This is a genomic window from Enterobacteriaceae bacterium ESL0689 (genome assembly GCA_029433525.1).
GTDB lineage: Bacteria > Pseudomonadota > Gammaproteobacteria > Enterobacterales > Enterobacteriaceae > JAQTIF01.
The window spans coordinates 718,165-744,430 of sequence record JAQTIF010000001.1 but is presented as its reverse complement, the minus strand read 5'-3'; the positions used below and the strand labels follow the sequence as shown (position 1 = coordinate 744,430).

Annotated in this window: 22 protein-coding genes and 1 pseudogene; 10 read left to right on the top strand and 13 right to left on the bottom strand. The window is 51.5% G+C overall.

Annotated features, from left to right (window positions below; translation table 11 throughout):
- Nucleotides 1–240 precede the first annotated feature (240 nt).
- From greB to PT300_03680, 3 genes and pseudogenes are all read left to right on the top strand, one after another.
- Nucleotides 241–717, top strand: coding sequence for a transcription elongation factor GreB (greB, locus tag PT300_03690; GenBank protein ID MDF7679758.1), 477 nt, complete (start codon nucleotides 241–243; stop codon nucleotides 715–717).
- 72 nt (nucleotides 718–789) lie between these two features.
- Complete coding sequence (locus tag PT300_03685; protein MDF7679757.1) at nucleotides 790–3,117, top strand: Tex family protein; 2,328 nt, start codon at nucleotides 790–792, stop codon at nucleotides 3,115–3,117.
- 234 nt (nucleotides 3,118–3,351) lie between these two features.
- Nucleotides 3,352–4,237: pseudogene (locus tag PT300_03680) on the top strand (hypothetical protein).
- A gap of 1,249 nt (nucleotides 4,238–5,486) precedes the next feature.
- On the opposite strand, the gene rpoH reads toward PT300_03680, so the two are convergent.
- The 4 genes from rpoH to ftsY form a co-directional block, all read right to left on the bottom strand.
- Nucleotides 5,487–6,341: an RNA polymerase sigma factor RpoH gene (gene rpoH / locus PT300_03675; protein ID MDF7679756.1), complete on the bottom strand. Its 855-nt coding sequence runs from the start codon at nucleotides 6,339–6,341 to the stop codon at nucleotides 5,487–5,489.
- A 491-nt stretch (nucleotides 6,342–6,832) separates the two neighbouring features.
- A complete protein-coding gene (gene ftsX, locus PT300_03670; GenBank protein ID MDF7679755.1) occupies nucleotides 6,833–7,879 on the bottom strand; it encodes a permease-like cell division protein FtsX in 1,047 nt (348 codons plus the stop codon).
- On the bottom strand, nucleotides 7,872–8,540 hold the full coding sequence (ftsE, locus tag PT300_03665; protein MDF7679754.1) for a cell division ATP-binding protein FtsE: 669 nt from the start codon (nucleotides 8,538–8,540) through the stop codon (nucleotides 7,872–7,874). The genes ftsX and ftsE overlap by 8 nt, the downstream gene beginning before the upstream one ends.
- Nucleotides 8,541–8,542: 2 nt before the next feature.
- On the bottom strand, nucleotides 8,543–9,820 hold the full coding sequence (gene ftsY / locus PT300_03660; protein MDF7679753.1) for a signal recognition particle-docking protein FtsY: 1,278 nt from the start codon (nucleotides 9,818–9,820) through the stop codon (nucleotides 8,543–8,545).
- A gap of 290 nt (nucleotides 9,821–10,110) precedes the next feature.
- On the opposite strand from ftsY, the gene rsmD reads away from it, so the two are divergent.
- From rsmD to zntA, 3 genes are all read left to right on the top strand, one after another.
- Complete coding sequence (gene rsmD, locus PT300_03655) at nucleotides 10,111–10,710, top strand: 16S rRNA (guanine(966)-N(2))-methyltransferase (protein MDF7679752.1); 600 nt, start codon at nucleotides 10,111–10,113, stop codon at nucleotides 10,708–10,710.
- Complete coding sequence (locus tag PT300_03650) at nucleotides 10,700–10,987, top strand: DUF1145 family protein (GenBank protein ID MDF7679751.1); 288 nt, start codon at nucleotides 10,700–10,702, stop codon at nucleotides 10,985–10,987. The genes rsmD and PT300_03650 overlap by 11 nt, the downstream gene beginning before the upstream one ends.
- A gap of 108 nt (nucleotides 10,988–11,095) precedes the next feature.
- The gene (gene zntA, locus PT300_03645; GenBank protein ID MDF7679750.1) at nucleotides 11,096–13,297 is read left to right on the top strand and encodes a Zn(II)/Cd(II)/Pb(II) translocating P-type ATPase ZntA; all 2,202 of its coding nucleotides are present in this window, start codon (nucleotides 11,096–11,098) and stop codon (nucleotides 13,295–13,297) included.
- A gap of 41 nt (nucleotides 13,298–13,338) precedes the next feature.
- Here the strand turns inward: zntA and tusA are convergent, their stop codons facing one another.
- Nucleotides 13,339–13,584: a sulfurtransferase TusA gene (gene tusA / locus PT300_03640; protein MDF7679749.1), complete on the bottom strand. Its 246-nt coding sequence runs from the start codon at nucleotides 13,582–13,584 to the stop codon at nucleotides 13,339–13,341.
- A gap of 187 nt (nucleotides 13,585–13,771) precedes the next feature.
- On the opposite strand from tusA, the gene PT300_03635 reads away from it, so the two are divergent.
- Both PT300_03635 and PT300_03630 read left to right on the top strand, forming a co-directional pair.
- A complete protein-coding gene (locus PT300_03635) occupies nucleotides 13,772–14,437 on the top strand; it encodes a 7-cyano-7-deazaguanine/7-aminomethyl-7-deazaguanine transporter (protein MDF7679748.1) in 666 nt (221 codons plus the stop codon).
- A gap of 176 nt (nucleotides 14,438–14,613) precedes the next feature.
- The gene (locus tag PT300_03630; protein ID MDF7679747.1) at nucleotides 14,614–15,138 is read left to right on the top strand and encodes a DcrB family lipoprotein; all 525 of its coding nucleotides are present in this window, start codon (nucleotides 14,614–14,616) and stop codon (nucleotides 15,136–15,138) included.
- Between the two features lie 59 nt (nucleotides 15,139–15,197).
- On the opposite strand, the gene arnF is transcribed toward PT300_03630, so the two are convergent.
- From arnF to arnB, 7 genes are read right to left on the bottom strand one after another with little or no spacing between them, the layout of a single operon-like run.
- Nucleotides 15,198–15,575, bottom strand: coding sequence for a 4-amino-4-deoxy-L-arabinose-phosphoundecaprenol flippase subunit ArnF (arnF, locus tag PT300_03625; protein MDF7679746.1), 378 nt, complete (start codon nucleotides 15,573–15,575; stop codon nucleotides 15,198–15,200).
- Nucleotides 15,575–15,907 carry a 4-amino-4-deoxy-L-arabinose-phosphoundecaprenol flippase subunit ArnE gene (arnE, locus tag PT300_03620; protein MDF7679745.1) on the bottom strand — a complete coding sequence of 111 codons (333 nt, stop codon included), beginning with the start codon at nucleotides 15,905–15,907 and terminating at the stop codon, nucleotides 15,575–15,577. Before arnE ends, arnF begins: the two co-directional genes overlap by 1 nt.
- Nucleotides 15,904–17,562 carry a lipid IV(A) 4-amino-4-deoxy-L-arabinosyltransferase gene (gene arnT, locus PT300_03615; GenBank protein ID MDF7679744.1) on the bottom strand — a complete coding sequence of 553 codons (1,659 nt, stop codon included), beginning with the start codon at nucleotides 17,560–17,562 and terminating at the stop codon, nucleotides 15,904–15,906. The genes arnE and arnT overlap by 4 nt, the downstream gene beginning before the upstream one ends.
- Nucleotides 17,543–18,460 carry a 4-deoxy-4-formamido-L-arabinose-phosphoundecaprenol deformylase gene (gene arnD, locus PT300_03610; protein ID MDF7679743.1) on the bottom strand — a complete coding sequence of 306 codons (918 nt, stop codon included), beginning with the start codon at nucleotides 18,458–18,460 and terminating at the stop codon, nucleotides 17,543–17,545. Before arnD ends, arnT begins: the two co-directional genes overlap by 20 nt.
- Nucleotides 18,457–20,442, bottom strand: coding sequence for a bifunctional UDP-4-amino-4-deoxy-L-arabinose formyltransferase/UDP-glucuronic acid oxidase ArnA (gene arnA / locus PT300_03605; protein ID MDF7679742.1), 1,986 nt, complete (start codon nucleotides 20,440–20,442; stop codon nucleotides 18,457–18,459). Before arnA ends, arnD begins: the two co-directional genes overlap by 4 nt.
- The gene (gene arnC / locus PT300_03600) at nucleotides 20,439–21,422 is read right to left on the bottom strand and encodes an undecaprenyl-phosphate 4-deoxy-4-formamido-L-arabinose transferase (GenBank protein MDF7679741.1); all 984 of its coding nucleotides are present in this window, start codon (nucleotides 21,420–21,422) and stop codon (nucleotides 20,439–20,441) included. Before arnC ends, arnA begins: the two co-directional genes overlap by 4 nt.
- A 1-nt stretch (nucleotide 21,423) precedes the next feature.
- Complete coding sequence (gene arnB, locus PT300_03595; protein ID MDF7679740.1) at nucleotides 21,424–22,563, bottom strand: UDP-4-amino-4-deoxy-L-arabinose aminotransferase; 1,140 nt, start codon at nucleotides 22,561–22,563, stop codon at nucleotides 21,424–21,426.
- 422 nt (nucleotides 22,564–22,985) lie between these two features.
- Between arnB and pitA the strand changes: the two genes are divergently transcribed.
- Together pitA and uspA are read left to right on the top strand one after the other, a co-directional pair.
- Nucleotides 22,986–24,485 (top strand): inorganic phosphate transporter PitA, encoded by a 1,500-nt coding sequence (gene pitA / locus PT300_03590; protein ID MDF7679739.1) that lies wholly within the window; start codon nucleotides 22,986–22,988, stop codon nucleotides 24,483–24,485.
- 566 nt (nucleotides 24,486–25,051) lie between these two features.
- Nucleotides 25,052–25,486, top strand: a complete 435-nt coding sequence (uspA, locus tag PT300_03585) for a universal stress protein UspA (protein MDF7679738.1) — start codon at nucleotides 25,052–25,054, stop codon at nucleotides 25,484–25,486.
- Nucleotides 25,487–25,509: 23 nt separating this feature from the next.
- On the opposite strand, the gene rsmJ is transcribed toward uspA, so the two are convergent.
- Nucleotides 25,510–26,262: a 16S rRNA (guanine(1516)-N(2))-methyltransferase RsmJ gene (gene rsmJ, locus PT300_03580; GenBank protein ID MDF7679737.1), complete on the bottom strand. Its 753-nt coding sequence runs from the start codon at nucleotides 26,260–26,262 to the stop codon at nucleotides 25,510–25,512.
- Nucleotides 26,263–26,266 lie beyond the last annotated feature (4 nt).

Genomic DNA, 26,266 nt, shown 5'->3' with positions numbered 1-26,266 from the left:
TGTTTCTACTCCCAAAAGTTCACGACAACAGGCCGCGCCTATTCTTAAAAAAGCCCGGTTCACCCACCAGCGAAATCTGGTATATATTGTCAGCTAAATTGTTACAAAGCATATGTAACAGCAGGTTAAGTATACACTTAATCATAAAACACAGGGCTTATCCTGTCGGGATTATCACACATCGCATGCCATCACTGCTTTTCCCTGTGGCTGTCTGACGATCAAAAAGAAGAATCGCTGATGAGAACACCGCTAATTACTCGTGAAGGGTATGAAAAACTGAAACAAGAGCTGGACACATTATGGCGTGAAGAACGCCCGGAAGTGACCCGAAAAGTGAGCTGGGCTGCCAGCCTCGGTGACCGCAGCGAAAACGCTGATTATCAATACAATAAGAAACGGTTGCGGGAAATTGACCGCCGGGTTCGTTACCTGACAAAATGTCTGGAAAATCTCAGAATCGTCGACTACTCCCCGCAACAGGAAGGGAAAGTGTTCTTTGGGGCATGGGTTGAAATAGAAAACGATGACGGTGTCAGCAAACGCTTGCGGATTGTCGGTTATGATGAGATTTTTGGCCAGAAAGATTACATCTCCATCGACTCGCCGATGGCCCGCGCGCTGTTAAAAAAAGAGATCGGCGAGCAGGCGGTGGTCAACACACCCGCCGGAGAAGCGTGCTGGTATATTAACACTATCGAATATATGAAACCCTGATAACGACTGGCATTTTACTGTGCCAGTCCGTATAACTACTCGCTGATTTTCGATCTACAAGATGAAAAAGATATGATGAATGATTCACTCTATCGCATTATAGCCGATGAACTGCAAGCCAGACCTGAGCAAGTGGCTGCCGCGGTTCACCTTCTGGACGAAGGAAACACCGTACCGTTTATCGCCCGCTATCGTAAAGAGGTCACCGGCGGACTGGATGACACCCAGCTACGCAATCTGGAAATACGCCTGACCTATCTGCGGGAACTGGAAGAGCGTCGCCAGGTGATCCTCAAATCGATCCAGGAGCAGGGTAAACTGACCGAACCCCTGAAACAGGCGATTACCAGCACGTTAAACAAAACGGAACTCGAAGATCTCTATCTGCCCTATAAACCCAAACGTCGCACCCGTGGGCAAATTGCCCTTGAAGCCGGACTAGAACCCCTGGCCGACTTACTGTGGAATGCGCCATCACACCAGCCCGAAATCGAAGCGGCCCGATTTATTGATGCCGATAAAGGCATTAGCGATAGCAAAGCAGCACTGGATGGCGCACGCTATATTTTAATGGAACGTTTCGCCGAAGATGCCGCACTGCTGGCGAAAGTGCGCCACTATTTATGGCAAAATGCCCATCTTGTTGCCACGGTAGTCAGTGGAAAAGAGCAGGAAGGGGCAAAATTCCGCGACTATTTCGATCATCATGAGCCCATTGCTTCGGTTCCCTCACATCGTGCGCTGGCGATGTTCCGGGGTCGTAATGAGGGCATCTTACAGCTGTCACTGAATCCCGATCCCCAGTTTGATGAACCGCCGAAAGAGAGCCACGGCGAGCAGATTATTATTGATCACCTGGGATTGCAGCTCGGTCATGCACCGGCCGACAGCTGGCGCAAAGGCGTGGTAAGCTGGACATGGCGTATTAAGGTGCTGATGCATCTGGAAACGGAATTGATGGGCAGCGTGCGTGAGCGGGCGGAAGAGGAGGCGATCACGGTATTCGCCCGCAATCTGCACCACCTGTTGATGGCGGCACCTGCCGGATTACGTCCTACTATGGGGCTTGATCCAGGCTTGCGTACCGGCGTCAAAGTCGCCGTGGTGGATGCCACTGGTAAACTGGTGGCCACCGATACTATTTATCCCCATACCGGCCAGGCGGCGAAAGCAGCAGCGGCGGTCGCTGCCTTATGTGAAAAGCATCATGTCGAGCTGGTGGCTATCGGCAATGGCACCGCTTCCCGGGAAACGGAACGTTTCTATGCTGAAGTCCAGAAACAGTTTCCCCGGGTCGATGCGCAAAAAGTGATTGTCAGTGAAGCCGGGGCCTCAGTCTACTCCGCTTCTGAACTGGCGGCACAGGAGTTTCCCGATCTCGATGTGTCACTGCGTGGTGCGGTCTCGATTGCTCGCCGCTTACAGGACCCGCTGGCAGAACTGGTCAAAATCGATCCTAAATCCATCGGTGTCGGTCAGTACCAGCACGATGTCAGCCAGCTTCAGTTAGCGCGCAAACTGGATGCGGTCGTCGAAGACTGTGTGAACGCGGTTGGTGTCGATCTGAACACCGCCTCAGTCCCCTTACTGACCCGGGTCGCTGGGCTGAGCCGCATGATGGCACAAAATATCGTCGCCTGGCGTGATGAAAATGGTCAGTTCCGTAACCGACAGCAACTGCTGAAAGTCAGCCGTCTCGGCCCGAAAGCGTTTGAGCAGTGCGCCGGGTTCCTGCGCATTAATCACGGCGATAATCCCCTCGATGCCTCCACGGTTCACCCGGAAGCTTATCCGGTGGTTGAGCGCATTCTGGCCGCCACCCGGCAAACATTAAAAGCGCTAATGGGCAATAGCCAGGCACTACGCCATCTGCACGCGGTGGATTTTACCGATCAAAAGTTTGGTGTCCCTACCGTTTCCGACATCATTAAAGAGCTGGAAAAACCGGGCCGTGACCCTCGCCCAGAGTTCAAAACGGCCACGTTTGCCGAGGGTGTCGAGACGATGAACGATCTACTGCCAGGCATGGTGCTGGAGGGAACGGTAACCAATGTCACCAATTTTGGCGCTTTTGTTGATATCGGTGTTCACCAGGATGGCCTGGTGCATATTTCATCTCTGGCGAATAAATTTGTCGACGATCCGCATAGCGTGGTCAAAACCGGTGATATCGTGCAGGTGAAGGTTGTCGATATCGATTTACCTCGTAAACGTATCGCACTGACCATGCGGCTGGACGAGCAACCGGCAACAGGTCATGGACACCATAACAGTCCTGACCGTACCGCGGCTAATCGCCCGACGGCGAAACCCGCCCCATCACGCAGCCAGACTATCGCGCCTGCCGGTAATAGCGCCATGATAGATGCCCTTAACGCCGCAATGCGCAAAAAACGCTAACCTGGCCAGTCCGCACAGACGGGGATCGCTCGATCCCCGCTCTGCGGGCCATGACACAGAACAAACCCACTGCGGCCCCATTCAAAACCGTCAGAAATCCTGTTTTTCTCCGCTTTACCCCCGATGACGCAGAGGCTTGTTGCCTGCCACGTTCCGCTTATGAGAAGCTAAAGACCGCTGCGGCGGCGCATCTGCCGCTTAACCGATCAGCACCACAAACAGAAGGGAAGCATGATGTCACGTGATCTCGTCCCCGGTTTCTGTATTGTTCAGCAGGCAGGTCAGCTCCATTTCCAGGCCAGCATGTTGTTTCGTCATGTCAACTCACCCGCCGCTCGCCTGTTTATGCACCATAACGCCGACACGCCGTGGCTGATCCCCGGTCAGGTGCTAATTGTCGCCGACCTCAACACCCCTCTTACCCTGTCGCTGTCACAGTGCCTGCAGCAAACGAAACGTCAGATCAACCAGCGCTTTATCGGTTTCACCCCGGATGAGGCGGGTTTTATGCATCGCCATTATGGCATCATCGCCGCCCTCACCGCCGCCGGTGACAAAATTTTCTCCACCACTGGCGATGCCGGAGAACGCTATTTCAGCGCGATTAAGAGCACCCTCGGCAAAATTGAGACCGCTTATCAGACGCAATACCGCGCCCAGGGAACGCTTCACAACGAGCGGTTTTTTGCTGAGCGTCACCGGCTGCCTGAGGAGCTGAAAACGTGGTCAATAAACCGCTGCTGAAATCACTCTCGCGCCATACCCTGCAATTACGCCCTTATGACGATATGCGCCGGGCGCTGGATCTCTCCAGCCGTTCGATTATTCATCAGTGATCAAGGGCCGGTATCGGTGGTATTCCTGGCTACCAACGCTATCTCGGCGCGGCGACGAAAGTGGCCCGGTTTTTAAAAGCCGGGGGATATATTGGCATGGCGTTTTCTTTTGCGGGCACCACTAATGATGTCATTCATACCTGCACCACCGGCCGCGAAAGTGAATGCGGGCGGGTGGCTTTCAGGGAGTATATGAGACTGGGGACGATGTGTGTTGCTCCGTTATTGGTGGTATCCTGGCAAGCGGAGCCAGTGATCATATTATAGAGTGGTGGGTCAAATAATATGCATATTATACATCCAGTTATAGCCCTTTCTTTTCTTATTATTCCTGTCACTATGACATTTTTTCTGTTTTTTTACTTTAGTTTCCACACAAAACAATATAATAAATTAATATCCATGTATTATGCAGAAGGTTTCACTTTAATTCCACTTTATCGTTTCTACTTATCAATGGGATTTTTCGGTTCTTTTGGTATGATATATTATTTTGCACGACTAAAAAAAGGAAGAAAAATATTTTTTCACCAGAAAAGAGCATGGAGATCTCTCTTTTTTTAAAAAAAATAAGCCCACAATACACTCAATGGATTGATTTTTATTATATTTGTATATGCGTTATCCTATTGTTATATTTTATTTTTATTTTACTCACCCTGATTGATATATTTTCCGGTTCCTTTATCAACTAAAAATCTGTAATCAGATATATAATGAGTGTGGGCGTAAATATAGCAGGTATTATTTGTACAGCGCCGGGTGCAGGTATCGGTGGTGTAGTCTGTGCAGTAACAGGCGCAGCTATTGCCGGTTATGCTGCCACGTCTGTTAGTGATTCATTTATAGATTATATATTCCGGAGTTAAGGTATATGGCGCAGACCCTATCATATATAAGTATTGCATGTGCCTGGATAGATATTTTATCACTTATTTTTTTATTTTATTACTTTGGAATTAATAAATGGAGATATGAAAAAATCATTGAAACGTATTATAAGAGCGGCTTTGAGCTATATGTTCCCTATTATTTTCACTCGCTGGTCGGTTTTTTTGGTTCATTTATGCTTGTATATTATTTTTTATGCCTGAAGAAAAAAAGAAACCTTTAGTTATGTACTATAAAAATACGGATGTTTATCATTTCTTTGATACCGTGCCAGAAGAACTATCCCGGTGGATGCATACTTACTACCGAATGAGTTTATTTTCATTGTATTGTTTGCTTCTGTTTTTTTGATGGGCTCTATAAAATATATCTATTTGAATTTTCTGTTATAAGCGCATCAAGAGCAGCGTTACCCATGACGTCATCAATACCTGTCCTCCAGCCGCAACACATCAGATGAACTACGGAAAATTGATACCCGATGTTGGCGTCAGATGGGTTTTAGCAGGTGCTTTATCAGATAATTAAGCACCCGATCGGTTTACTATCACGCCCTTGTAACCAGAAGAAAAATGATTTTATTTTTCAATAAAATCATTCAGATAAAAAGCATGCGGTCACAAAACCCTGTTTTTGTGGCTCTCAGGTCTCTATCGCAACACGCAGTTTTTTCATGGCATTTTTTTCTAACTGACGTACACGCTCAGCCGATACACCGTAGCGATCCGCCAACTCTTGCAAAGTGGACTTATTATCTTCATCCAGCCAGCGGGCACGAATGATATCCTGGCTGCGAGCGTCCAGCCCCTGAATCGCATCGGTTAATTTATTCGCGGCTTGTTCTTCCCAGTTGTTATCTTCAATACCGTCAGCAAAGTTAGAGGTTTTATCCTGTAAATAGAGTACCGGCGCCATTGGCTGGTTATCAGCATCATCCTCGGCAGGGGCATCAAAGGTCATATCCTGTGCCGCCATGCGTGATTCCATTTCGCGCACATCTTTACTGGACACCCCTAACTCGCGGGCGACCATATCGACTTCATCCTGATTAAACCAGCCGAGACGTTGTTTGGTTTTACGCAGATTAAAGAATAATTTACGCTGAGCTTTGGTGGTGGCTACCTTAACGATGCGCCAGTTACGCAGCACATATTCGTGTATTTCGGCTTTGATCCAGTGGACAGCAAAAGAGACCAGTCGCACCCCTACTTCAGGGTTGAAACGCCGTACTGCTTTCATCAGGCCGATATTCCCTTCCTGAATCAAATCGGCCTGCGGTAAGCCATAGCCAGAATAATTGCGAGCAATATGAACAACAAAGCGTAGGTGAGACAGGATCAGTTTTTTCGCTGCTTCCAGATCCCCCTGGTAATGCAGTTTTTCAGCCAGCTCACGCTCTTCATCAGCCGACAGCATCGGCCAGGCATTCGCCGCCCGGATATATGACTCCAGATTACCCACCGGGGCCAAAGCTAACGTTTGCATATCTTTGGTCATTCAAATCCTCTCAATCAATATCGTCTGAGGCCGTGATTGTTTAGTGCCTGGCCCATCAGGCTATTTTACTTGCCATTTTGGCCCAGGGCAGTGCTCGAAATCCTCACGTACTCCGTGTACGCTGCGGTTTCTCCGCGCTGTCCATGTCCAAACTGGCTGCGCCAATGACGCCTGCTGAACCAGGCTCTTAGTTAAAAATACCACAGAGCATCAGAACTTATCACGCAAATATCCGTTTCTTCGTCTTTTAGACTGCTATTTTATCCACAAGTTCTTATCGACAGGTGAATAAATTACACACAACAACCCCGGGAAAAGTGAGCGAAAGAGGCTTTCCTTACTCTGCAAAGCAGAGTCCATAACACGTACAGATAAACCCACCATTCTCTGGACTGCCTGCCGTTATCTGCACGCTATCTTGCCAGAGATTGCCATGCTGGTAACCACGAAATATCCACAATAATTTTGCTACAGATTATATCAGATGTTTGTTATTCCGGCATAAAGTGGCGCAAATGCTGTACCGTCGCTAACCAGGCGGCAAGCCAGCCAATCATTGAGCATATCAGCAACATCAGCAGGCACTCCTCAAACCCTAAACCATTAAGTTCAAATTGCGTTCCGAATGCTTTCGCGACTTCGGTGACTGCGGCCGACAGACGCATGACCATCACTTCTGACAAAATTAAGGATAAAAACGCACCGCAAAAACCCAGTAACGCACCGCCATAAAGAAAGGGACGGAGAATAAAACCGTCCGTTGCACCAATCAATTTCTGTACATTAATGGTATCCCGGCGGACAAAAATACTCAGGCGAATGCTGTTGCCAATGACAAGGAAAACAGCCGCGACCATCAGAACCCCAATCAGCATTGAAACATGTCCTGCGAGGGCGGTCAGCGCGGTGAGGCGGGCAAACCAGCTATCATCCATGCGTGCTTCATCGACACCCGGAATCTCTGCCAGTCGATCACGCAGCATATTCAGGTCGGTAACACTCTGAAATTCGGGCTTTGGCACCACAGTCGCCACAGCGGGCAACGGGTTCTCTTCCAGCATATCCAATGCACCACCGAAACCCGACCAGTTACGAAATTCGCCCAGCGCTTCATCACGCGATAAATAGTTAACTTTTTCGACCTCTTTCTGCACCCGAAGCTGGTTGACAACCAGCGCCGCCGCATCATCACTGAGTGACTTATCAAAATAGACCGTAATTTGTGGTGAGGGATAATACTGGGCTGCCGCGTGACTGACATTTTTGTAGACCATGTAGCACACCACGGGCAGTGTCAGCGAGATTGCAATGACCATCACCGTCAGCAGGGTGGCAAAGGGGGTACTTTTTAAATCCTGAATCGCATTATGCCAGGCATAGCGTATCTGTTCATTAAAAACATTGTTCTTACGGGAAACCGCAAGTAATACCGCCTCTTTTTGTTTCAGGGCACGATAGCTGATCGCTGAACTTTTACGCAGGCCATTGAGTTTACTGAGCCATCGGCGAACATGATTTATCGCATCACGCTTATTCATTCCAGCTACCTCCATGCATACGGCCGTCACTGAGCGTTAGCACACGATAGGAGCGACTGGAAATGAGCGCCAAATCATGTGTCGCCATCAGTACGGTCACGCCAACGTGATTGAATTCTTCAAACAGGCGTAAAATGCCTTCGGAGAGCGTTTCATCCAGATTACCGGTCGGTTCATCTGCCAGCAATACGGCGGGTTTATTCACCACCGCGCGCGCGATACCAACCCGCTGCTGTTCGCCGCCAGAAAGCTGAACCGGCAGACTCCTCGCTTTATTCAGTAAGCCGACTTTATCCAGTGCCGCAGATACCCGGCGGCGAATATCATCTCCACTGGCACCGGCAATAATCAGCGGGATCGCGACGTTATCATACACCGAGCGATCCATCAGCAAGTGGTGATTCTGGAAAATCATCCCAATCTGGCGGCGCAGAAACGGCACCTCACTGTTTTTCAGACGACTGATCTCATGGCCGCTAAACATTATTTTTCCAGTGCTGGGTCGCTCTATACCGCAGATAAGCTTAAGTAAAGTGCTTTTCCCTGCGCCCGAATGCCCCGTCAGAAAAGCCATCTCACCTGCACGCAGATGAAAGTTAACTCCCTGCAATGCTTGCCTGCCACCAAGATAAGCTTTGCTCACTTGTTCAAAGCGAATCATTGTTAATCCTCTCGGGAAAATAACGCTTCAATAAAATCATCAGCATTGAACGGACGTAAATCCTCAATACGTTCACCAACACCAATATAGCGGATCGGAATAGCAAACTGATCGGCGACAGAGAAGATGACGCCTCCTTTCGCTGTACCATCCAGCTTAGTCAGTGTGATACCGGTCAGTCCCACCGCCTCATGGAACAATCGGGTCTGGCTAATCGCATTTTGCCCGGTGCTGGCATCAATGGTCAGCATGACTTCATGGGGGGCATCAGGATCGAGTTTTTTCATCACCCGCACGATTTTCTTCAGTTCTTCCATCAGATGCGCTTTGTTTTGCAGACGCCCTGCGGTATCAGCGATCAGGACATCGATATGACGCGCTTTCGCCGCCTGAATCGCATCGAAAATCACCGATGCAGAATCGGCCCCGGTATGCTGCGCAATCACCGGAATATTGTTCCGTTGCCCCCAGACCTGGAGCTGCTCGACGGCGGCAGCACGGAAAGTATCGCCTGCCGCCAGCATCACGGATTTTCCCTGTTGGACAAACTGACGCGCCAGCTTACCGATGGTGGTCGTTTTACCCACCCCATTAACCCCAACCATCAGGATAACAAATGGCATTTTCCCTTCAATGTTAAGTGGGTTATCAACTTTTGCGAGCATGTTTGCCATCTCGGCTTTCAACAGGCCATACAGCGCCTGCGCATCCTGAAGCTGTTGACGGCTGGCACTTTCGATCAGGTGCGCAATAATTTTGCTGGTCGTTTCCATGCCAATATCAGCGATCAATAACTGCTCTTCCAGCTCTTCAAACAGTTCATCATCAATTTTCTTGCCACGAAACAGACTGATAAACCCGGAACCGAGGTTTTGCCTGGTTTTCAGCAGGCTCTGTTTGAGGCGGACAAAAAAACGCTCTCTGGTCGGTTTTTCCTGCTCCTGTGACGGCGGGGATTGCCGCGTCATTTCAGGCGTATCGGATGATGCGATGATCGGTGCGGTATCAGAAGCAGGCGGAGCAATTTCTTGCTCTTGCTCTTGCTCTTGCTCTTGCTCTTGCTCTTGCTCTTGCTCTTGCTCTTGCTCTTGCTGAAAATTATCTGCCGCTTCAGGCGCGGCAACAACGCCTTCATCCGCTAATGTTAGCGCTGAAGATGACGGTGTGATCTCCGCCTGCGGTTCGGTTTTTTGCTCATGCTCGATTTCCTGCTCTTGCTGTGGCTCTTTTTGGCCAAAACCTAACCAGGAGAAGAAACGACTTTTTTTCTCTTTTGCCATTCGCGACGCGACCCCCGCAGTATATTTATGGCAGCGCTTCGGCTAACAATAGCGAAAGCTGAAAATGATAATATTTGCCGCATAGTTTATCACTTAACTTCTCTCGCATCACCGCCCTGGGATCAAGTTCCTGAGGTGAAATCATCCTGGCCGTTGGCTGCCAGCAGAAGTGGTCATATTCAGCGCCAGAAAGTTGGGTAAAATAATGCTGCCCGGCCAGATGCTAAGGTTTCATCATGGCTGTTCTGTCGTTAAAATAACAGGCTGAAAATAAAACTCCGGGTAAAATGATGAAAAAACCTGACTCGTTACCACAGAGTGGCCAGATCCGCATTATTGGCGGACAGTGGCGGGGGCGTAAACTTCCGGTACCGGTCAGCCCCGGTTTGCGCCCAACAACCGACAGGGTGCGGGAAACCCTGTTTAACTGGCTGGCTCCGGTTATTATTGATGCCCACTGCCTTGATTGTTTTGCTGGCAGTGGTGCGCTGGGGCTGGAAGCGCTATCACGCTATGCGGGCAACGCCACGCTACTGGAGATGGAACGCAGCGTTGCCCGGCAATTGCAAAACAACCTGCTGACCCTGAAGGCCCATCATGGCAAGGTGATCAATACCAATACCCTGAGCTGGCTTCGGCAAGCGGGTACCCCCCACCATATTGTTTTTGTCGATCCCCCTTTTCGTCAGGGGCTACTGGCAGAAACATTCCATCTGCTCGAGCAAAATGGCTGGTTAACCCATAACGCCTTTATCTACGTGGAAAGTGAAATCGAAACTGGCCTCCCTCCCGTACCAGCAAACTGGACTTTATATCGGGAAAAAGTCGCCGGGCAGGTCGCTTATCGTCTTTATCAACGGCAATGTCCAGGAGGGGATGATGCTGATTAATATCGGTCGCCTGTTAATACTGTGTGTCTGGGCTTTTTTATTATCTAATCTTTTTCAGCCTTTTCCGAAACCCTTGAATATTTTCACCCATGTCGCCCTGTTGCTGACGGTGGTGATGCATGGCTTACAACTTATGCTGTTAAAGGTGGTGGTGATACAGAAGACAGGCAGCATCCCCCTTAGCCGCTGGCAACAGGTACGTATCTTTATTTTTGGGGTCCTGGAGCTGCTGGTCTGGCAGAAAAATCACCTGCGTGGTCAGTCTAAACAACCATAAATAAAATCATCTGCTGTCGGTGATTTAATCCTTGACTCTGGAGTCGACTCCAGAGTGTATTCTGTGGAGGCAACAGGAGAATGATCATTTGCCGATCAGGAGGATGTTATGCCGACACCCGCACAACAAAGTAAAAAAGTTCCGCAATTCTCATCATTCAAATTCAAACCGGCAACGGCGGAAGCCGATAACTGCTGTATCGAATCTGACCATGTTCATGACGCGATAGCGGAAGAAGTGGTACTCAAAGAGGCGCGTTATCACTGGCAGGTTGAGGGAATGGATTGCGCATCCTGCGCGCGCAAAGTAGAAAATGCAGCACGACAGATCCCCGACGTCAGGCAGGCACAAGTGCTGTTTACCAGCGAAAAGCTGCTGGTGGATGCCGATAGTGATATTCGCCAGCAAGTCGAAGCGGCAGTCAGTGCAATAGGCTACCGGCTGCACAATGAAAGTGCCCCCGCCGCCAGCAACAGTAGTTTCTGGCAGGAAAACGGGATGTTATTGATTCTGTTACTGATGATTAGCGCAAGCTGGGTTATCGGACAATTTAAGCCCGACGTCGGACAGCGTGCTTTTATTATCACCACCCTGGTCGGACTGTGGCCCATCGCCCGCCAGGCAGTACGCCTGATGCGAAGCGGTAGCTGGTTTGCGATTGAAACATTAATGAGTATCGCCGCTATCGGGGCATTATTTATCGGCGCAACAGCTGAAGCTGCGATGGTGCTGTTATTGTTCCTGATCGGTGAACGTCTTGAAGGCTGGGCAGCCAGCCGTGCCCGTCAGGGGGTGAGTGCGTTAATGGCATTAACGCCCGACACCGCGATTCGCCTGCGTGACGGCGTGCGGGAAACCGTCGCGCAAAGTGATTTGCGCCCTGGCGATATCATCGAGGTGGCCGCCGGGGGACGTCTGCCTGCCGATGGCCAACTGCTGACCCCCTTTGCCAGTTTCGATGAAAGCGCACTCACTGGCGAGTCTGTCCCGGTGGAACATCGCTCAGGCGAACGAATAGCCGCCGGTGCGACCAGTATTGATCGCCTGGTACAACTGACTGTCGTTTCCGAACCTGGCGACAACGCCATCGATCGTATTCTGCGCATGATTGAAGAGGCAGAAGAGCGCCGGGCACCGGTCGAGCGTTTTATTGATCGTTTCAGCCGGATCTATACGCCAGCCATTATGGCCGCTGCGTTGCTGGTTGCTATCGTACCGCCGCTACTCTTCGCGGGCGATTGGTTTCTCTCGCTCTATAAGGGGCTGGCCCTGCTGTTGATTGGTTGTCCCTGCGCACTGGTGATCTCCACCCCCGCCGCGATTACCTCCGGGCTGGCGGTGGCGGCACGACATGGCGCATTAATTAAAGGCGGTGCCGCACTGGAGCAACTGGCGCGTGTTCGTCAAATCGCTTTTGATAAAACAGGTACCCTGACCGTTGGCCAGCCACGCGTCACCACGATAGTGGCCCACAACGGGGAGGATGAAAACCACTTGCTGATGCTGGCGGCGGCGGTCGAACAAGGCTCCAGCCATCCGCTGGCACAAGCGATTGTCCGTGAAGCGCAACAACGACAACTGACGGTTCCGGTTGCCCACAATCAACAGGCCCAGGTCGGTTCCGGCATTACTGGCGAAGTTGATGATCAGCGGATATTGATCTGTACCGCAGCAAAACAGACGCTCCCACAGTATGAAACGCAGATCCAGCAACTGGAAAATTCGGGTCAGACCGTCGTTGTTGTGCTGCGCGACGATAAGGTGATCGGGCTCCTTGCGCTGCAGGATACCCTACGTGAGGATGCACGCCAGGCGGTTGATCAACTGCAGCAGCTTGGCATCAAGGGCGTGATCCTGACCGGTGACAACCCGCGTGCCGCCGCGGCGATTGCCGATCAGCTGGGGCTGGCGTTCCGCGCGGGATTACTTCCCGCTGATAAAGTCGCGGCGGTGAATGCGCTCAATGCACAAGCGCCGCTGGCGATGGTCGGCGATGGCATTAATGATGCGCCAGCGATGAAAGCCGCCACCATCGGTATTGCGATGGGTAGTGGCACTGATGTGGCGCTGGAAACGGCGGATGCCGCTTTAACCCATAACCGCCTGACCGGTCTGCCGCAGATCATTGCTCTGGCTCGTGCGACACACGCCAACATTCAGCAAAATATCGCCATTGCGCTTGGGCTGAAGGGCATTTTTCTCATTACGACACTGCTTGGCCTGACCGGCTTGTGGCTGGCAGTCCTGGCGGACTCCGGTGCGACGGTACTGGTAACGGCCAACGCGCTGCGGCTGCTACGCAGAAAATAACCTCACTGTTCCCCGGCTGTGCTTGCTGTACCGGGGAAATTTCAGTGGCATTTACGGATCAGATACCGATACGGTAACGAGACGGTTTCCTGTGCCACCAGTTCATGTTCCATAAACCGGCAAAATCCCGGAATATCGCGGACAGTCGCCGGATCGTCAGCAATAATTAATAGCGTCTCGCCAACTGGCATGGTGCGTACCGTTTTGCGTACCATCATCACAGGCTCCGGGCAACGCAATCCCTGGGCGTCCAGAGTATGATCAGCACAGCTCAAAGGCTCACTCATTTTTATCTCTCTTCAACAAAACAGCGGTAGTTTACCGCGACTTTTCGCTGACGCAAACGCCATCTGAACCAGCACGAGAAACAATGATTGCATTGCTGGCTCAACGCAGTATGATGCTGCCGTTTTTATGGGTTCCCTCACCCCATCACTAAAAGCCTGGCTCATCAGGCTCTAAAAAGGAATTAATATGCGTTCATCTACTCTGTTACAACATCAGAAAGCGCTATTCTGGCTGGCGCTTTTCCATCTGCTGATTATCACTTCCAGTAACTATCTGGTTCAGCTTCCGATTACCATTTTTGGTTTTCATACCACCTGGGGTGCCTTCAGCTTTCCCTTTATCTTTCTCGCCACCGATTTGACCGTGCGGATTTTCGGTGCTCCGCTGGCAAGACGGATAATCCTTGCGGTGATGCTTCCGGCATTGCTGATCTCCTATGTTGTTTCCGCGTTATTCTATATGGGGAAATGGCAGGGTTTCGCTGCGCTGGGTGATTTTAATCTGTTTGTCGCCCGCATTGCGGTGGCGAGCTTTATGGCTTATGTCCTCGGACAGATCCTCGATGTCCATGTCTTTAATCGTCTGCGCAAAAATCGTCGCTGGTGGCTGGCACCGGCAGCTTCGACGCTGTTCGGTAATATCAGCGATACCGTCGCCTTCTTTTTTATTGCCTTCTGGCGCAGCCCGGACCCCTTTATGGCCGCACACTGGGGAGAGATAGCGCTGGTTGACTACAGCTTCAAGGTGCTTATCAGTCTGATCTTTTTCCTGCCCATGTATGGTATGTTACTGGGCGTGATGCTGAAAAAAATGGCCAATAAACCGCTCTTATCAGTATTGCAAGCGGATTAAAGTTATGCTCATTCCGATGTGATAAGATAGACGGGCAATGATTTAGAGCCTATCCCACCCGGTATTGCTGGCGACCCGGACAACGCGGAGAAACCGCCGCCCTGGACCAGAATGGCCAGTAAATTAGCCTAATGGGCCAGGCTCTTAATGACCATTTATCATAAAGGAAGATGTTAATGCGGAATTGGGTAAAATTTGCTGGTATTAGCTTGCTGATGATGACGTGCGCAGCTTGTGACGACAGCGATTCAGACACAGCTGCGATCGAGAGCCATGCCCATAATCAAACCATCAGCCTGCTAAACGGCAAACTGAGCTTCTTATTACCTGCCGAAATGACTAACCAGGGCGGCAATATGCACGTCTACGCTGACGCCTCCGGGAAAAAAACGGTACTGGTGATCATGGGCAGTGCGATAAAAGAAGATTTAGCAGTCCTCGCGCAACGCATGGTTGCGCTACAGCGCAGCCGGGATCCCCAGTTACAGATCGTCGGCAGTAAAACGATTACCATCAATGGCCACCCTCTGTGGCAACTGGATAGTATCATTTCTATCAAAGGCCAGCGCTCATGGTCTTCGATTGTTCTGGGTAAAATCGACGATAACCTGCTGACCATGCAGATAACACAGCCGATTGGCGATCAGAAACAAGCGCAGATCGACGCTGAAAATATCATCAGCACCATCACTATCCAGTAATTGCTAGCCCGCTATTGCAGCCTCCAGCGCCATATCTATGGGGGCTGTTTTTTCCGATATTATTGCCGCCGTGGCCAGAAAATGGTCAGTACGCCCGCGATAATCATCAACACCCCGAATAACGCCCGCCAGTGAAAAGGCTCATCCCAGCCTGGTAACAGGATCGCCGCCGCCCACACCACAATGTAGCTCAGACTCAGTAAGGCGTAGGCTTTGGCGAGGGGGATCTGGCGTAACGCAAAGTACCAGCAACCCATCGATAATACATAACCACTCAGACCAAGCAGCAAGGCGAGACTGCCAAATCCCGGCGGCCACAGATGGATCACAAAGTTAATCGGATCAGTCAGCGATGGCAGTGACACCATCGCACTGCGCAATAACAGTTGTGCCAGACTCGCCAGCGCAACACTCAATAATGCCCAACATAATCCCATCAGGCGCTGCTCCCGAGGATAATAATACCGATAACGATCAGTCCCACCCCCAGCCAGTGTCGGCGTGCAATCGGCTCATGCCAAATCCACCGCGCCGCCAGGGTGATCCAGACAAAATTGAGACTCAGCATCGGATAGGCAATACTCACCGGAATGGCCTGTAATACAGCAAGCCACAATAGCATGCTCATTCCGAGGCAGAATAATGCCAGCCCCAGCCAGATCACCAGATGACGACGCACAGCACGTGACGGGCGGGTTGCCTGTTTCTGACAGAGTTGCCCAAGACAACTTAACAGGCTGGCGAACAGTAAACTGATCCAGATAGTCATTGCGGCAGATACTGTAAATAGAGAATACGCCCCGCCTGATGGATTTTATCCGGCGGCGGTAACGATAAATCCGCCACCGTTTTTGTTTTATCCATCAGCAAAAGCAGAGAAACCGGCCCTGACTGGCGATGTGTTGCCAGCCAGCGGACGAAATGACGATGACTGACAAAGTGTTGCTGAGCATCCGGCCAGTCTAAACCATATTTCAACTCACCCTGGCGATCATAGAGAATGATATCGTCACGTTGCAGTTCCCATGCCAGCCCCGCCGCGAGCCCAACATTGTTGCTCAATACATAACGGGACGACGTCAGGGATGCCTGCTCTGCATGAATGATAAACTGTGGCTGTTTGCTATTGCTCACCTGGTCGGGGATCACGAAGCCTGCCAGCCAGCCCAGCATAAGCGGGCAACAGGCGGATAACAGCCAGTATCGTCCGTTACGGCGCATTGCCAGTGCGCCCATCAGCGCCCAGGCGGCAAAAGCGACCATCGCCAGCAGGCATTTACTCAGTTCCGCCGTTGTCCAGACCGGAACCGACAGCAGGCCCCACGGAGAGACCACCAGCACAGCAACCATTCCTATAAGGCCGAAAATAACATTTATCAGGCCATTAACTGGCAAAACTTTTGATCCGGCTTTTATCGCATCCAGCGCATAGCGCGCCAGCAAAATAGCCAGCGGAACAAAGCATGGCAGGATATAGGTCGGTAATTTACCTTTGGCGATACTAAAAAACAGCAACGGCATCACCAGCCAGCCAAGCAGGTAGAACGCACCGCGTGCCTCATCCGCTCTCCCCCAGCCACGACGTACAGCGCCTGGCAGCAGTGCCAGCCACGGTAAGCTTCCGACGAGCAGAAAGGGAATGTAGTACCAGAACGGCGCTTTATGCTGAGCGTTATCCTCGGCAAAACGCTGAATATGTTCCACCCAGAAAAAATAACGCCAGAAATCCGGCTCACGTTGCGCAATCACCAGCCCCCAGGGCAGAACCACCAGCACGCAAACCACCACCGCCAGCCAGCCCCAGGTCAACACTTCGCGCCAGCGTTGACGGGCAATAACCCACGGCATCACCCCGACGATCGGCACCGCCAGCGCCAGAAAACCTTTGGTCATCATCCCCATGCCACAAGCGATCCCCAGTAGCACATATCCCAGCCATTTCCCCTGCCGGGTCGGTGACGTCGCCCCGTACCAGAAGCTACACATCGCCATCGCCAGCCACAAGGTCAACATCGGATCCAGCGCGGCATAAGTGCCCACGGCGTAGACTAACTGAGCGGTCAAAAAGATTAACGCTGAAAGTAACGACAGCCGTTTATCGCGCCAGATTCGCCAGGCCATCCACGCGACCAGCAGGGCGGTTATGCCAGTCGAAAACAGGGAACCAAAGCGTACCGCAAAGTTGTTATGGCCAAATAACCCCTGGCCGATATTGTTAATCCAGTAACCGGCGACCGGTTTTTCAAAATAGCGCAATCCCAGCAGATGGGGCACCAGCCAGTCGCCGGAGGCCAGCATTTCACGGCTGATTTCCGCATAGCGTGTTTCATCTGGTTGCCAGAGTGGACGGAAATTCAGCGGCAAGACATAGTACAGCGCAAAAAATGCCAGCAATAACAAGAGGCTAGCGCGGAGGTTTTTCATACTCTGGACTCAATAACTGTTGACACCCCAGCCAGCCTTCCCGCCCTGGCCATTCACCACGCACCACCCTCCCCACCGGAAGCGTGCTGAGATCATCCGGCAATAACTGGCTAAGCGGGCAAAACTGGATCGCCTCCTGCTTCACCATCGTCAGTAAGGCATCAAACTGGCGGGCAAAAGCGATACCTTCCACTTCAGCATGAATAGTATAGACTGGCGTCCCCTGATCACGGTGAATGCTGTCCAGCAAATAGCGATTGAAACCACCGGCATCGACATCACGACCCACCACTTCATCCCAGGTCGGTAAGGTGACCGGGATCTGCACGGTCGCCAGGGAGCCCTGATCGGTCTGTGGTAAAAAAGGCTGGCTGCCACGACAGTCGCTGTTATAGCGAAAATCAAACGCTGCTTTCGCCGTGATCACCCGTGAATCAGCACGCCAGCCGGCCACTGCTGAGCAGCTGACCGGGCGACCGATAATACGCTCCAGCTCACGCAGACCCGACGCGATCTCCTGCTCCAGCCGCGCCGGTGACCAGACACCGCTCCATGTCTGCCAGCGATAGTGATCCCAGGCATGCAGCCCCACTTCATGAGCGTCTGCGGTTGCGCGGATAATCGCGGCATTACCTGCGCCAATAAGGCGGCCAGGCCAGGCGGTTCCGGCCAGCAGAATATCCCAGCCATATAATGAAGCGGCATGGGAACGCAGCATTTTCCACAGGAATTTGGGTTTTATCAGACGCCATAAATGGCGTCCCATATTATCCGGCCCGACACTGAAAAAGAAGCTGGCCTGAATATCATGCTGCTTCAGCAAGGCCAGCAACTGTGGTACACCCTGGCGTGTACCACGAAAAGTATCAACATCGATGCGTAAGCCGACACGCCTCATGAACGCGGTTCTTCCGCCAGCTCAACCGTCCGCAGGAAGAAATCGAGCGTCTGTTCTACCGTCTCTTCCATCGGTACGGTCGGTGACCAGTCGAGATAGCGCTGCGCATTACGGATATTCGGCTTACGATGTTCGACATCCTGATAACCTTTACCGTAATAGTCGCTGCTTTCTACTTCACGAAAACCGGCGAATGGCGGGAAATGACTGCGCAAGGGGTGACGCTCAAAGCACGCCAGCAACATTTCTGCCAGCTCCTTGATACTGGCTTCATTCTCCGGATTACCAATATTGATAATCTTGCCATCACAGCGCCCTTCTTTATTTTCGATGATCCGAAACAGCGCTTCGATACCATCGCTGATATCGGTAAAGCAACGCTTCTGCTTACCCCCTTCGATAAGCTTAATCGGCGAGCCTTCCACCAGGTTGAGGATCAGTTGCGTGATCGCTCTCGAACTCCCAATACGGGCCGCATTGAGGTTATCGAGTCGTGGCCCCATCCAGTTAAAGGGGCGGAACAGGGTAAAGCGCAAACCTGTTTTATCGCCATAGGCCCAGATCACCCGATCCAGCAACTGCTTGGAGACTGAGTAGATCCAGCGCTGTTTGTTAATCGGCCCGACCACCAGGTTCGAACTGTCTTCATCGAAGTTGTTATCGGTACACATACCATACACTTCCGACGTTGACGGGAAGATAATGCGCTTATTGTATTTCACGCAGTCACGGATAATCTTCAGGTTCTCTTCAAAATCGAGTTCGAATACGCGCAATGGATTACGGGTATATTCGATCGGTGTCGCAATCGCCACCAGCGGCAGGATCACATCACACTTCTTGATGTGATACTCAATCCACTCGGAATGAATACTGATATCCCCTTCGACAAAATGAAAACGCGGGTTATCGAGGAAACGGGTGATGGCATCAGAGCCAATATCAAGGCCATAGACTTCGTAATTGTCATCCTGCAATAAACGTTCGGTCAGATGATTACCAATAAAGCCATTGACGCCGAGGATCAGTACCCGGGTACGACGTTTCACCGCCACTACCGGCTTGCTACTCAGCACCGCACCGGCCACCAGCCCCAGCGTCTGAGCCAGCTGTCCGCCCTGCATATAGACACCTTGCTCTGACTGCCCGGTGACGATTTCCAGCGCTCCTTCGCCACAGGCAATCACCAGTGGTGTGGTCGAGATGACCGTGCCCGGTCTGGCGGCGGGCAGATCATCACGGACGCGCGACTGCCAGACAATGAATTTATTCGCCCCGACATAGCTGAACGCACCCGGCCACGGATCAGACACCGCACGCACCAGATTATGCAAAACCGACGCTGGCTTATCCCAGTCGAGGCGGCCATCTTCGGGTGAACGCCTTCCCACCCAGCTCGCCTGACTTTCATCCTGCGCCCAGGGCTGAATGGTGTTATCGCGAATCGCTGGCAGTGCCTGAGCCAGCAACACGGACGCGGCAGCACACAATTTGCGATGCAAAGCCAGTGCGTTATCATCGTCATCTATCGCGACACGTTGCTGCGCGACAATATCACCGGCATCAGCCTGCGAAATCATCCGGTGCAAGGTAACGCCGGTTTCACTTTCACCATTGACCAGTACCCAGTTGAGCGGGGCTCGGCCACGATATTTCGGTAACAGTGAGCCGTGGAGATTAAAAGCGCCCCTGGAGGGCAGACTGAGGATCTCCTCACCGAGTAAATGGCGATAATAGAAGGAGAATAGGATATCAGGCTGCATTTCGCGGATACGTTCAATCCACAAGGGGTGATTCACCTCTTCAGGTGCCCACACCGGAATGCCACGTTCTGCGGCCAGACGCGCAACCGAACCAAAGAACTGGTTTTCGCCAGGATTATCCGGATGGGTAAAAATAGCGACAATTTCATACCCGCACTCCAGCAGAGACTGAATACCTGCGCAACCCATGTCGTGATAGGCGAAGACGACAGCTTTCATGAATGATCTTCCTCTTGAGATGCCGTTTCCGGCTGACGAACAACACGTTGAATGTAATAACGGGGACGGGCACGGACATCGTTATAAATTCGGCCAATATACTCCCCGAGTAATCCCATGCCCACAAACTGGGCACCAATAAACATAAACAGCACAGCAAATAACATAAATACCCCTTCTGCCGCCCATTGTGGGCCAAAGACCAGGCGAAAAATCACCAGCAGAAAGGCGAAAGCGAAGCCCAGCAACGCGATCACGCTGCCAAAAACGCTAAGCAGGCGCAAGGGGGTGGTGGTCAGGCAAGTCACCAAATCGTACATCAGATTGATCAGGCGCATAAAACTGTATTTAGAGTTACCAAATTCTCGCTCGGCATGCTTCACCGGAATTTCTGTCGTTCGACGAGCAAAGGTATTGGCGAGGATCGGAATAAACGTGCTGCGCTCATGGCAATTCAGCATCGCATCGATGATATGGCGGCGATAGGCACGCAACATGCAGCCATAATCCGCCATCGCCTGGCCGGTGGTGTGCTGGATCAGGCGGTTAATCAGCTTTGAGGCGCTTTTACGAAACCAGGTATCCTGGCGGTTCTGGCGTATGGTGCCCACCACGTCATAGCCTTCATTGGCCTTGCTGACCAGACGCGGGATCTCTTCGGGCGGGTTTTGCAGGTCAGCATCAAGCGTAATCACCAGATCGCCGGTGACATGGCTAAAACCGGCCATAATCGCTGAGTGCTGGCCATAGTTACGATTCAGCATCACCGCGACAAAAGGACTGTCTTTCGCCTCTGCGGCAGTAGTCATAATCCGGGCAGAATCATCCTGGCTGCCATCATCCACCAGCAAAATTTCGTACTGACAGTCGAGCGTCTCACAGGCTGCTTCTGTGCGCCGGATCAGCTCAGGCAGACTCTCCTGTTCGTTATAAACCGGGATCACCACGGAGACTTTCTGGATAGGAGGGTAATTCAACATATTAATATCCTGACAACTGATGCAGCGCGGAAATGACGCGGGAAGCATCGTTATCGGTCATATCCGGGAACAAAGGGAGTGAACAGATACGTGCGCTGTTCCATTCAGTATTGGGTAATGACAGCGTCGGAAAACGTTCACGATAATATTTTTGTGTGTGTGCGGCACGGAAATGTAAGCCGGTGCCAATCCCCATCGCTTTGAGTTTTGCCATCAACGCATCACGACTGAGGCCACAGCTGGCTTCATCAACGCGAATAATAAACAAATGCCAGGCGTGCCGATGTGGCCAGGCTGGGAGCGCCAATGGCTGAAAAGGGGTATCCGCCAGTTCACTCAAATAACGTTGTGCGATTTCGCCACGACGCTGATTGGCCTGGGGCAGTTTATCCAGCTGTACCAGAGCCAGCGCGGCATTGATATCGGCCAGATTATATTTGAAGCCCGGTGAGACCACTTCGGCCTGGGGCGCGCGTCCCTGTGTCTGGCGATCGAAAGCATCCACCCCGAGGCCATGAAACTTCAGGCTACGCATACGGTCAGCAAGCAGATCGTCATCAGTGACAATCAGACCCCCTTCCGCACAGGTCATATTTTTGATCGCGTGAAAAGAGAAAATCGCCGTTCCACGATGGCCCACATGATGGTCTTTATACCAGGTGCCTGCCGCGTGAGCCGCATCTTCGATCAGCGCAATACCATGACGCTCGCTCACCGCCCGCAGCGCGTCAATATCGGCGGGCACCCCGGCGTAGTGTACCGGAATAATCGCTTTGGTTCGTGGCGTGATGGCCGCTTCTACCGCTTCAGCAGTCACCATGAGATTATCGCGATCGACATCGATCATCACCGGTGTTGCCCCCAGCAGGCAGATCATATTCAGTGTAGAAACCCAGGTCTGGGAAGGGGTAATCACTTCGTCACCGGGGCCAATACCCAGTGCCATCAACGCAATATGCATACCGCCGGTCGCCGAACTGACGGCCACGGCGTGACGGTTCCCGGTCAGGGTGCAAAATGCCTCTTCCAGTGCCTGGTTTTTCGGTCCGGTGGTGATCCAGCCCGATTGCAAAACTTCGTGCAGGGCTGCCAGCTCTGCGTCGCCCATCGAGGGGCGCGAAAACGGCAAAAATTCGCTCATGATTTTCCTGCTCTGTTATCCATCAAAAATAACGATCTATGCGACGATAAAATATCCTGCATCAGCGCGCTTAAACAAAATAAAAATGGAAATGGTTCCATCATATGAACGCCTGACACAGCACGTCATGGTGACCTGATCGCCTCCCCCAGTTTCATGCCATTGTTTCCGCTGTCATCACGACAGTAAAACCTTTCGTCGCTTTTGTCCTCATTGTTATCGTCAAATTGCGTTATTTTCATTCTAACGTTATTGGCGCAAAAACGTGAAACATCATAATTTATTGAAAAATAAAAAATAAATTAAAAAACAGAGCAAAAGAATGAAAGAAATTTTTAAAAAAAGTTATATTTCACTTTGCCCATACCACTAAAGTCACTGATAATGCGCCGCGTCATGTCCCCAAAATGGCGTAACGTCCTATGCTACATTTATTTGCCGGTCTTGATTTTCACACCGGATTATTCATGCTTCTTGCCCTGGCATTTGTCCTGGTTTATGAAGCCATTAATGGCTTTCATGATACCGCAAACGCGGTCGCTACGGTGATTTATACCCGGGCCATGCGGGCACAGCTCGCGGTCGTCATGGCGGCGCTTTTTAACTTTTTCGGTGTCCTGTTAGGCGGTCTGAGCGTAGCTTATGCTATTGTGCACATGTTACCAACTGATCTGTTACTGAATATGGGCTCGGCACATGGCCTGGCGATGATGTTCTCCATGTTACTGGCCGCCATTATCTGGAATCTGGGTACCTGGTATCTGGGATTGCCAGCCTCCAGCTCACATACCCTGATTGGCGCTATCATTGGTATTGGTTTAACCAATGCGGTTATGACCGGTACTTCTGTGGTTGATGCATTAAATATCCCTAAAGTTATCAGTATTTTTTCCTCTCTGATCGTCTCCCCCCTCGTCGGCATGGTGGTTGCGGGCGGACTTATCTTCCTGTTGCGCCATTACTGGAGCAACACCAAAAAGCGTGCCCGTATTCATATGACACCGGCAGAGCGTGAAAAGAAAGATGGCAAGAAAAAACCGCCCTTCTGGACCCGTATCGCACTGATCCTTTCGGCTGTGGGTGTTTCGTTCTCTCACGGTGCCAATGACGGGCAAAAAGGGATTGGCCTGGTAATGCTGGTGCTCATCGGCGTCGCACCCGCAGGATTCGCGGTTAACATGAATGCCTCTGGTTATGAAATTACCCGCACCCGTGATGCGGTTAATACGGTGGAATACTTTTTTCAGCAACATCCGGATCTGTTAAAACAGGCGACAGGCGTCGATCAGCTGATTTTACCGCCAGCGTCCGTCGCGACACAAAACAGCGGTGAATTTCATTGCCATCCAGCGAATACCATCAATGCACTCAACCATATCAAAACCATGCTGACCGGCGTTGAAAGCTACGATGCGCTCTCGATTGAGCAACGCAGTCAGTTTCGCCGCATTATGATGTGCATTGCCGATACACTTGATAAAGTGATCAAGCTTCCGGAAATGAGTAGCAACGATAAGCGTCTGTTAAAGAAACTGAAAATCGATATGCTCAGTACCATCGAGTACGCGCCGATATGGATTATTATGGCGGTCGCACTGGCGTTGGGTGTCGGTACGATGGTGGGCTGGCGTCGGGTGGCGACGACTATCGGTGAAAAAATCGGTAAAAAAGGGATGACCTATGCCCAGGGAATGTCAGCCCAGGTGACGGCCGCCTTATCGATTGGCCTCGCCAGTTATACCGGAATGCCGGTATCGACAACCCACGTTCTCTCCTCTGCGGTAGCCGGAACCATGCTGGTTGATGGCGGCGGTCTGCAGAAAAAAACGGTGACCAATATTCTGCTCGCATGGGTTCTCACCCTGCCCGCCGCCATTATGTTATCCGGTAGCCTGTTCTGGATCGCGCTGCAAATTATCTGATGTAAAAAAGTCGCCAGATATCATCTGAGAGCATGATATCTGGCAACACCTTCCTGCTATCCACGGTCAACGGTAATACCCGCATATCGCATGTGATACCCGTCATTTTTACGACGCTGACTGACGCATTAACCATCATTAATCACACTCACCCTGATCCTGTCTTCTGGTGATACCACCAGCCACAACGCTGTCATCACCGGAAGCACGGTATGGCTCAATAACCGTCACTTTTTGCTCTGTTTTAGCGCGACTGAATACCAGGTGTCGGATGTTGCTTGTCGGTTAATTCTCTGCCGGACAGCGCGCGAATTCTCTGCACTAATCGGTGGCCAGAGTGGGGATATTAATCACCTCTGCTGGCTGCGTTCAGGAGCACAATAATTCTCTTTTTGTTTAATTTTTGCGAAACCGGACACATTGACGATGTTTCAGGGGCACTATAAGGTAACAGTATTTCCTATAATGGAATCTTTAAAGTGCTGGCTGCTGAGCGTCAGGATGCAGGGAAACGCTGGCACTTACCCATTCAGTCATCATCGACAACCTACGAAAGGAATAACTTTATGGCTTATAAACACATACTTATCGCAGTAGACCTCTCACCAGAGAGTCAATTACTGGTAGAGAAGGCGGTTTCTATGGCTCGTCCTTACAATGCAAAAGTTTCGCTGATACACGTCGATGTGAACTACTCTGATCTTTATACCGGTCTTATTGATGTTAATCTCGGTGATATGCAAAAACGGGTCTCTGAAGAGACACAGCACGCGCTGACGGAACTGTCCTCCAATGCCGGTTATCCGATTACCGAAGTGCTGAGCGGCAGCGGTGATTTCGGTCAGGTGCTGGTCGATGCGATTAAAAAATATGATATGGACTTAGTGGTTTGTGGCCATCATCAGGATTTCTGGAGCAAACTGATGTCTTCCGCGCGCCAGCTTATTAACACCGTTCACGTTGATATGCTGGTAATCCCGATGCGCGATGACGAGAATTAATCGCCACACGCGATACGCCTCATTTACGGCCGCACAGCGGCGTAAATATCAAAGCGGTGGCCTTTGGTGGCCACTGCATTGACGGTTGCGACGCCCGCCAGGGGCGGCGCGTAATCCGGGCGTTTTACCACCACGCGTTTGGTCGCCAGCCGCCGTGCTGGCGCCAGCAGATCATCCGCGTCCTGATCGGCACCCACCAGTGACTGAAACACCCGCATCTCTTTCTTGACCAGCGCGCTTTTGTTGCGATGGGGAAACATCGGATCAAGATAGACCACCTGTGGACGCGGTACGATTTCACTGAGCAGCTGCAAACTGGAGGCATGAATTAACTGCAACCGCTGACGGAGCCACGGGCCAATTTCCGGATCGGCATAACCGCGCGCCAGGCCATCATCAAGCAGGGCAGCCACGACAGGGTGGCGTTCCACCATACGCACATGGCAACCCACCGCCGCCAGCACAAAAGCATCGCGCCCCAGTCCTGCCGTCGCGTCAACCACATCGGGCAGATAGTCCCCTTTGATGCCCACCGCCCGGGCCACAGCTTCGCCACGCCCACCACCAAATTTACGCCGATATGCCAGCGCTCCGTTGACAAAATCGACGAAGATCCCCCCCAGTTTGGGCTCATCACGCTTACGCAGCTCCAGATGTTCACTGGTCATCACCAGCGCCAGGGGATGGCTGTCATCCGCAATCAATTGCCAGCGGGCTGCGAGGGCAGATAGCGGGCGCTCCCCACTGCCGGTTTCATCAATCAGGCCGATTTTCACCGCA

What these genes read in the sequence shown, in the direction of transcription:
- greB (MDF7679758.1), top strand. Translation starts at nt 241, where the DNA reads ATGAGAACACCGCTAATTACTCGTGAAGGGTATGAAAAACTGAAACAA.
- PT300_03685 (MDF7679757.1), top strand. Translation starts at nt 790, where the DNA reads ATGATGAATGATTCACTCTATCGCATTATAGCCGATGAACTGCAAGCC.
- rpoH (MDF7679756.1), bottom strand. Translation starts at nt 6,341, where the DNA reads ATGACCAAAGATATGCAAACGTTAGCTTTGGCCCCGGTGGGTAATCTG.
- ftsX (MDF7679755.1), bottom strand. Translation starts at nt 7,879, where the DNA reads ATGAATAAGCGTGATGCGATAAATCATGTTCGCCGATGGCTCAGTAAA.
- ftsE (MDF7679754.1), bottom strand. Translation starts at nt 8,540, where the DNA reads ATGATTCGCTTTGAACAAGTGAGCAAAGCTTATCTTGGTGGCAGGCAA.
- ftsY (MDF7679753.1), bottom strand. Translation starts at nt 9,820, where the DNA reads ATGGCAAAAGAGAAAAAAAGTCGTTTCTTCTCCTGGTTAGGTTTTGGC.
- rsmD (MDF7679752.1), top strand. Translation starts at nt 10,111, where the DNA reads ATGAAAAAACCTGACTCGTTACCACAGAGTGGCCAGATCCGCATTATT.
- PT300_03650 (MDF7679751.1), top strand. Translation starts at nt 10,700, where the DNA reads ATGCTGATTAATATCGGTCGCCTGTTAATACTGTGTGTCTGGGCTTTT.
- zntA (MDF7679750.1), top strand. Translation starts at nt 11,096, where the DNA reads ATGCCGACACCCGCACAACAAAGTAAAAAAGTTCCGCAATTCTCATCA.
- tusA (MDF7679749.1), bottom strand. Translation starts at nt 13,584, where the DNA reads ATGAGTGAGCCTTTGAGCTGTGCTGATCATACTCTGGACGCCCAGGGA.
- PT300_03635 (MDF7679748.1), top strand. Translation starts at nt 13,772, where the DNA reads ATGCGTTCATCTACTCTGTTACAACATCAGAAAGCGCTATTCTGGCTG.
- PT300_03630 (MDF7679747.1), top strand. Translation starts at nt 14,614, where the DNA reads ATGCGGAATTGGGTAAAATTTGCTGGTATTAGCTTGCTGATGATGACG.
- arnF (MDF7679746.1), bottom strand. Translation starts at nt 15,575, where the DNA reads ATGGGATTATGTTGGGCATTATTGAGTGTTGCGCTGGCGAGTCTGGCA.
- arnE (MDF7679745.1), bottom strand. Translation starts at nt 15,907, where the DNA reads ATGACTATCTGGATCAGTTTACTGTTCGCCAGCCTGTTAAGTTGTCTT.
- arnT (MDF7679744.1), bottom strand. Translation starts at nt 17,562, where the DNA reads ATGAAAAACCTCCGCGCTAGCCTCTTGTTATTGCTGGCATTTTTTGCG.
- arnD (MDF7679743.1), bottom strand. Translation starts at nt 18,460, where the DNA reads ATGAGGCGTGTCGGCTTACGCATCGATGTTGATACTTTTCGTGGTACA.
- arnA (MDF7679742.1), bottom strand. Translation starts at nt 20,442, where the DNA reads ATGAAAGCTGTCGTCTTCGCCTATCACGACATGGGTTGCGCAGGTATT.
- arnC (MDF7679741.1), bottom strand. Translation starts at nt 21,422, where the DNA reads ATGTTGAATTACCCTCCTATCCAGAAAGTCTCCGTGGTGATCCCGGTT.
- arnB (MDF7679740.1), bottom strand. Translation starts at nt 22,563, where the DNA reads ATGAGCGAATTTTTGCCGTTTTCGCGCCCCTCGATGGGCGACGCAGAG.
- pitA (MDF7679739.1), top strand. Translation starts at nt 22,986, where the DNA reads ATGCTACATTTATTTGCCGGTCTTGATTTTCACACCGGATTATTCATG.
- uspA (MDF7679738.1), top strand. Translation starts at nt 25,052, where the DNA reads ATGGCTTATAAACACATACTTATCGCAGTAGACCTCTCACCAGAGAGT.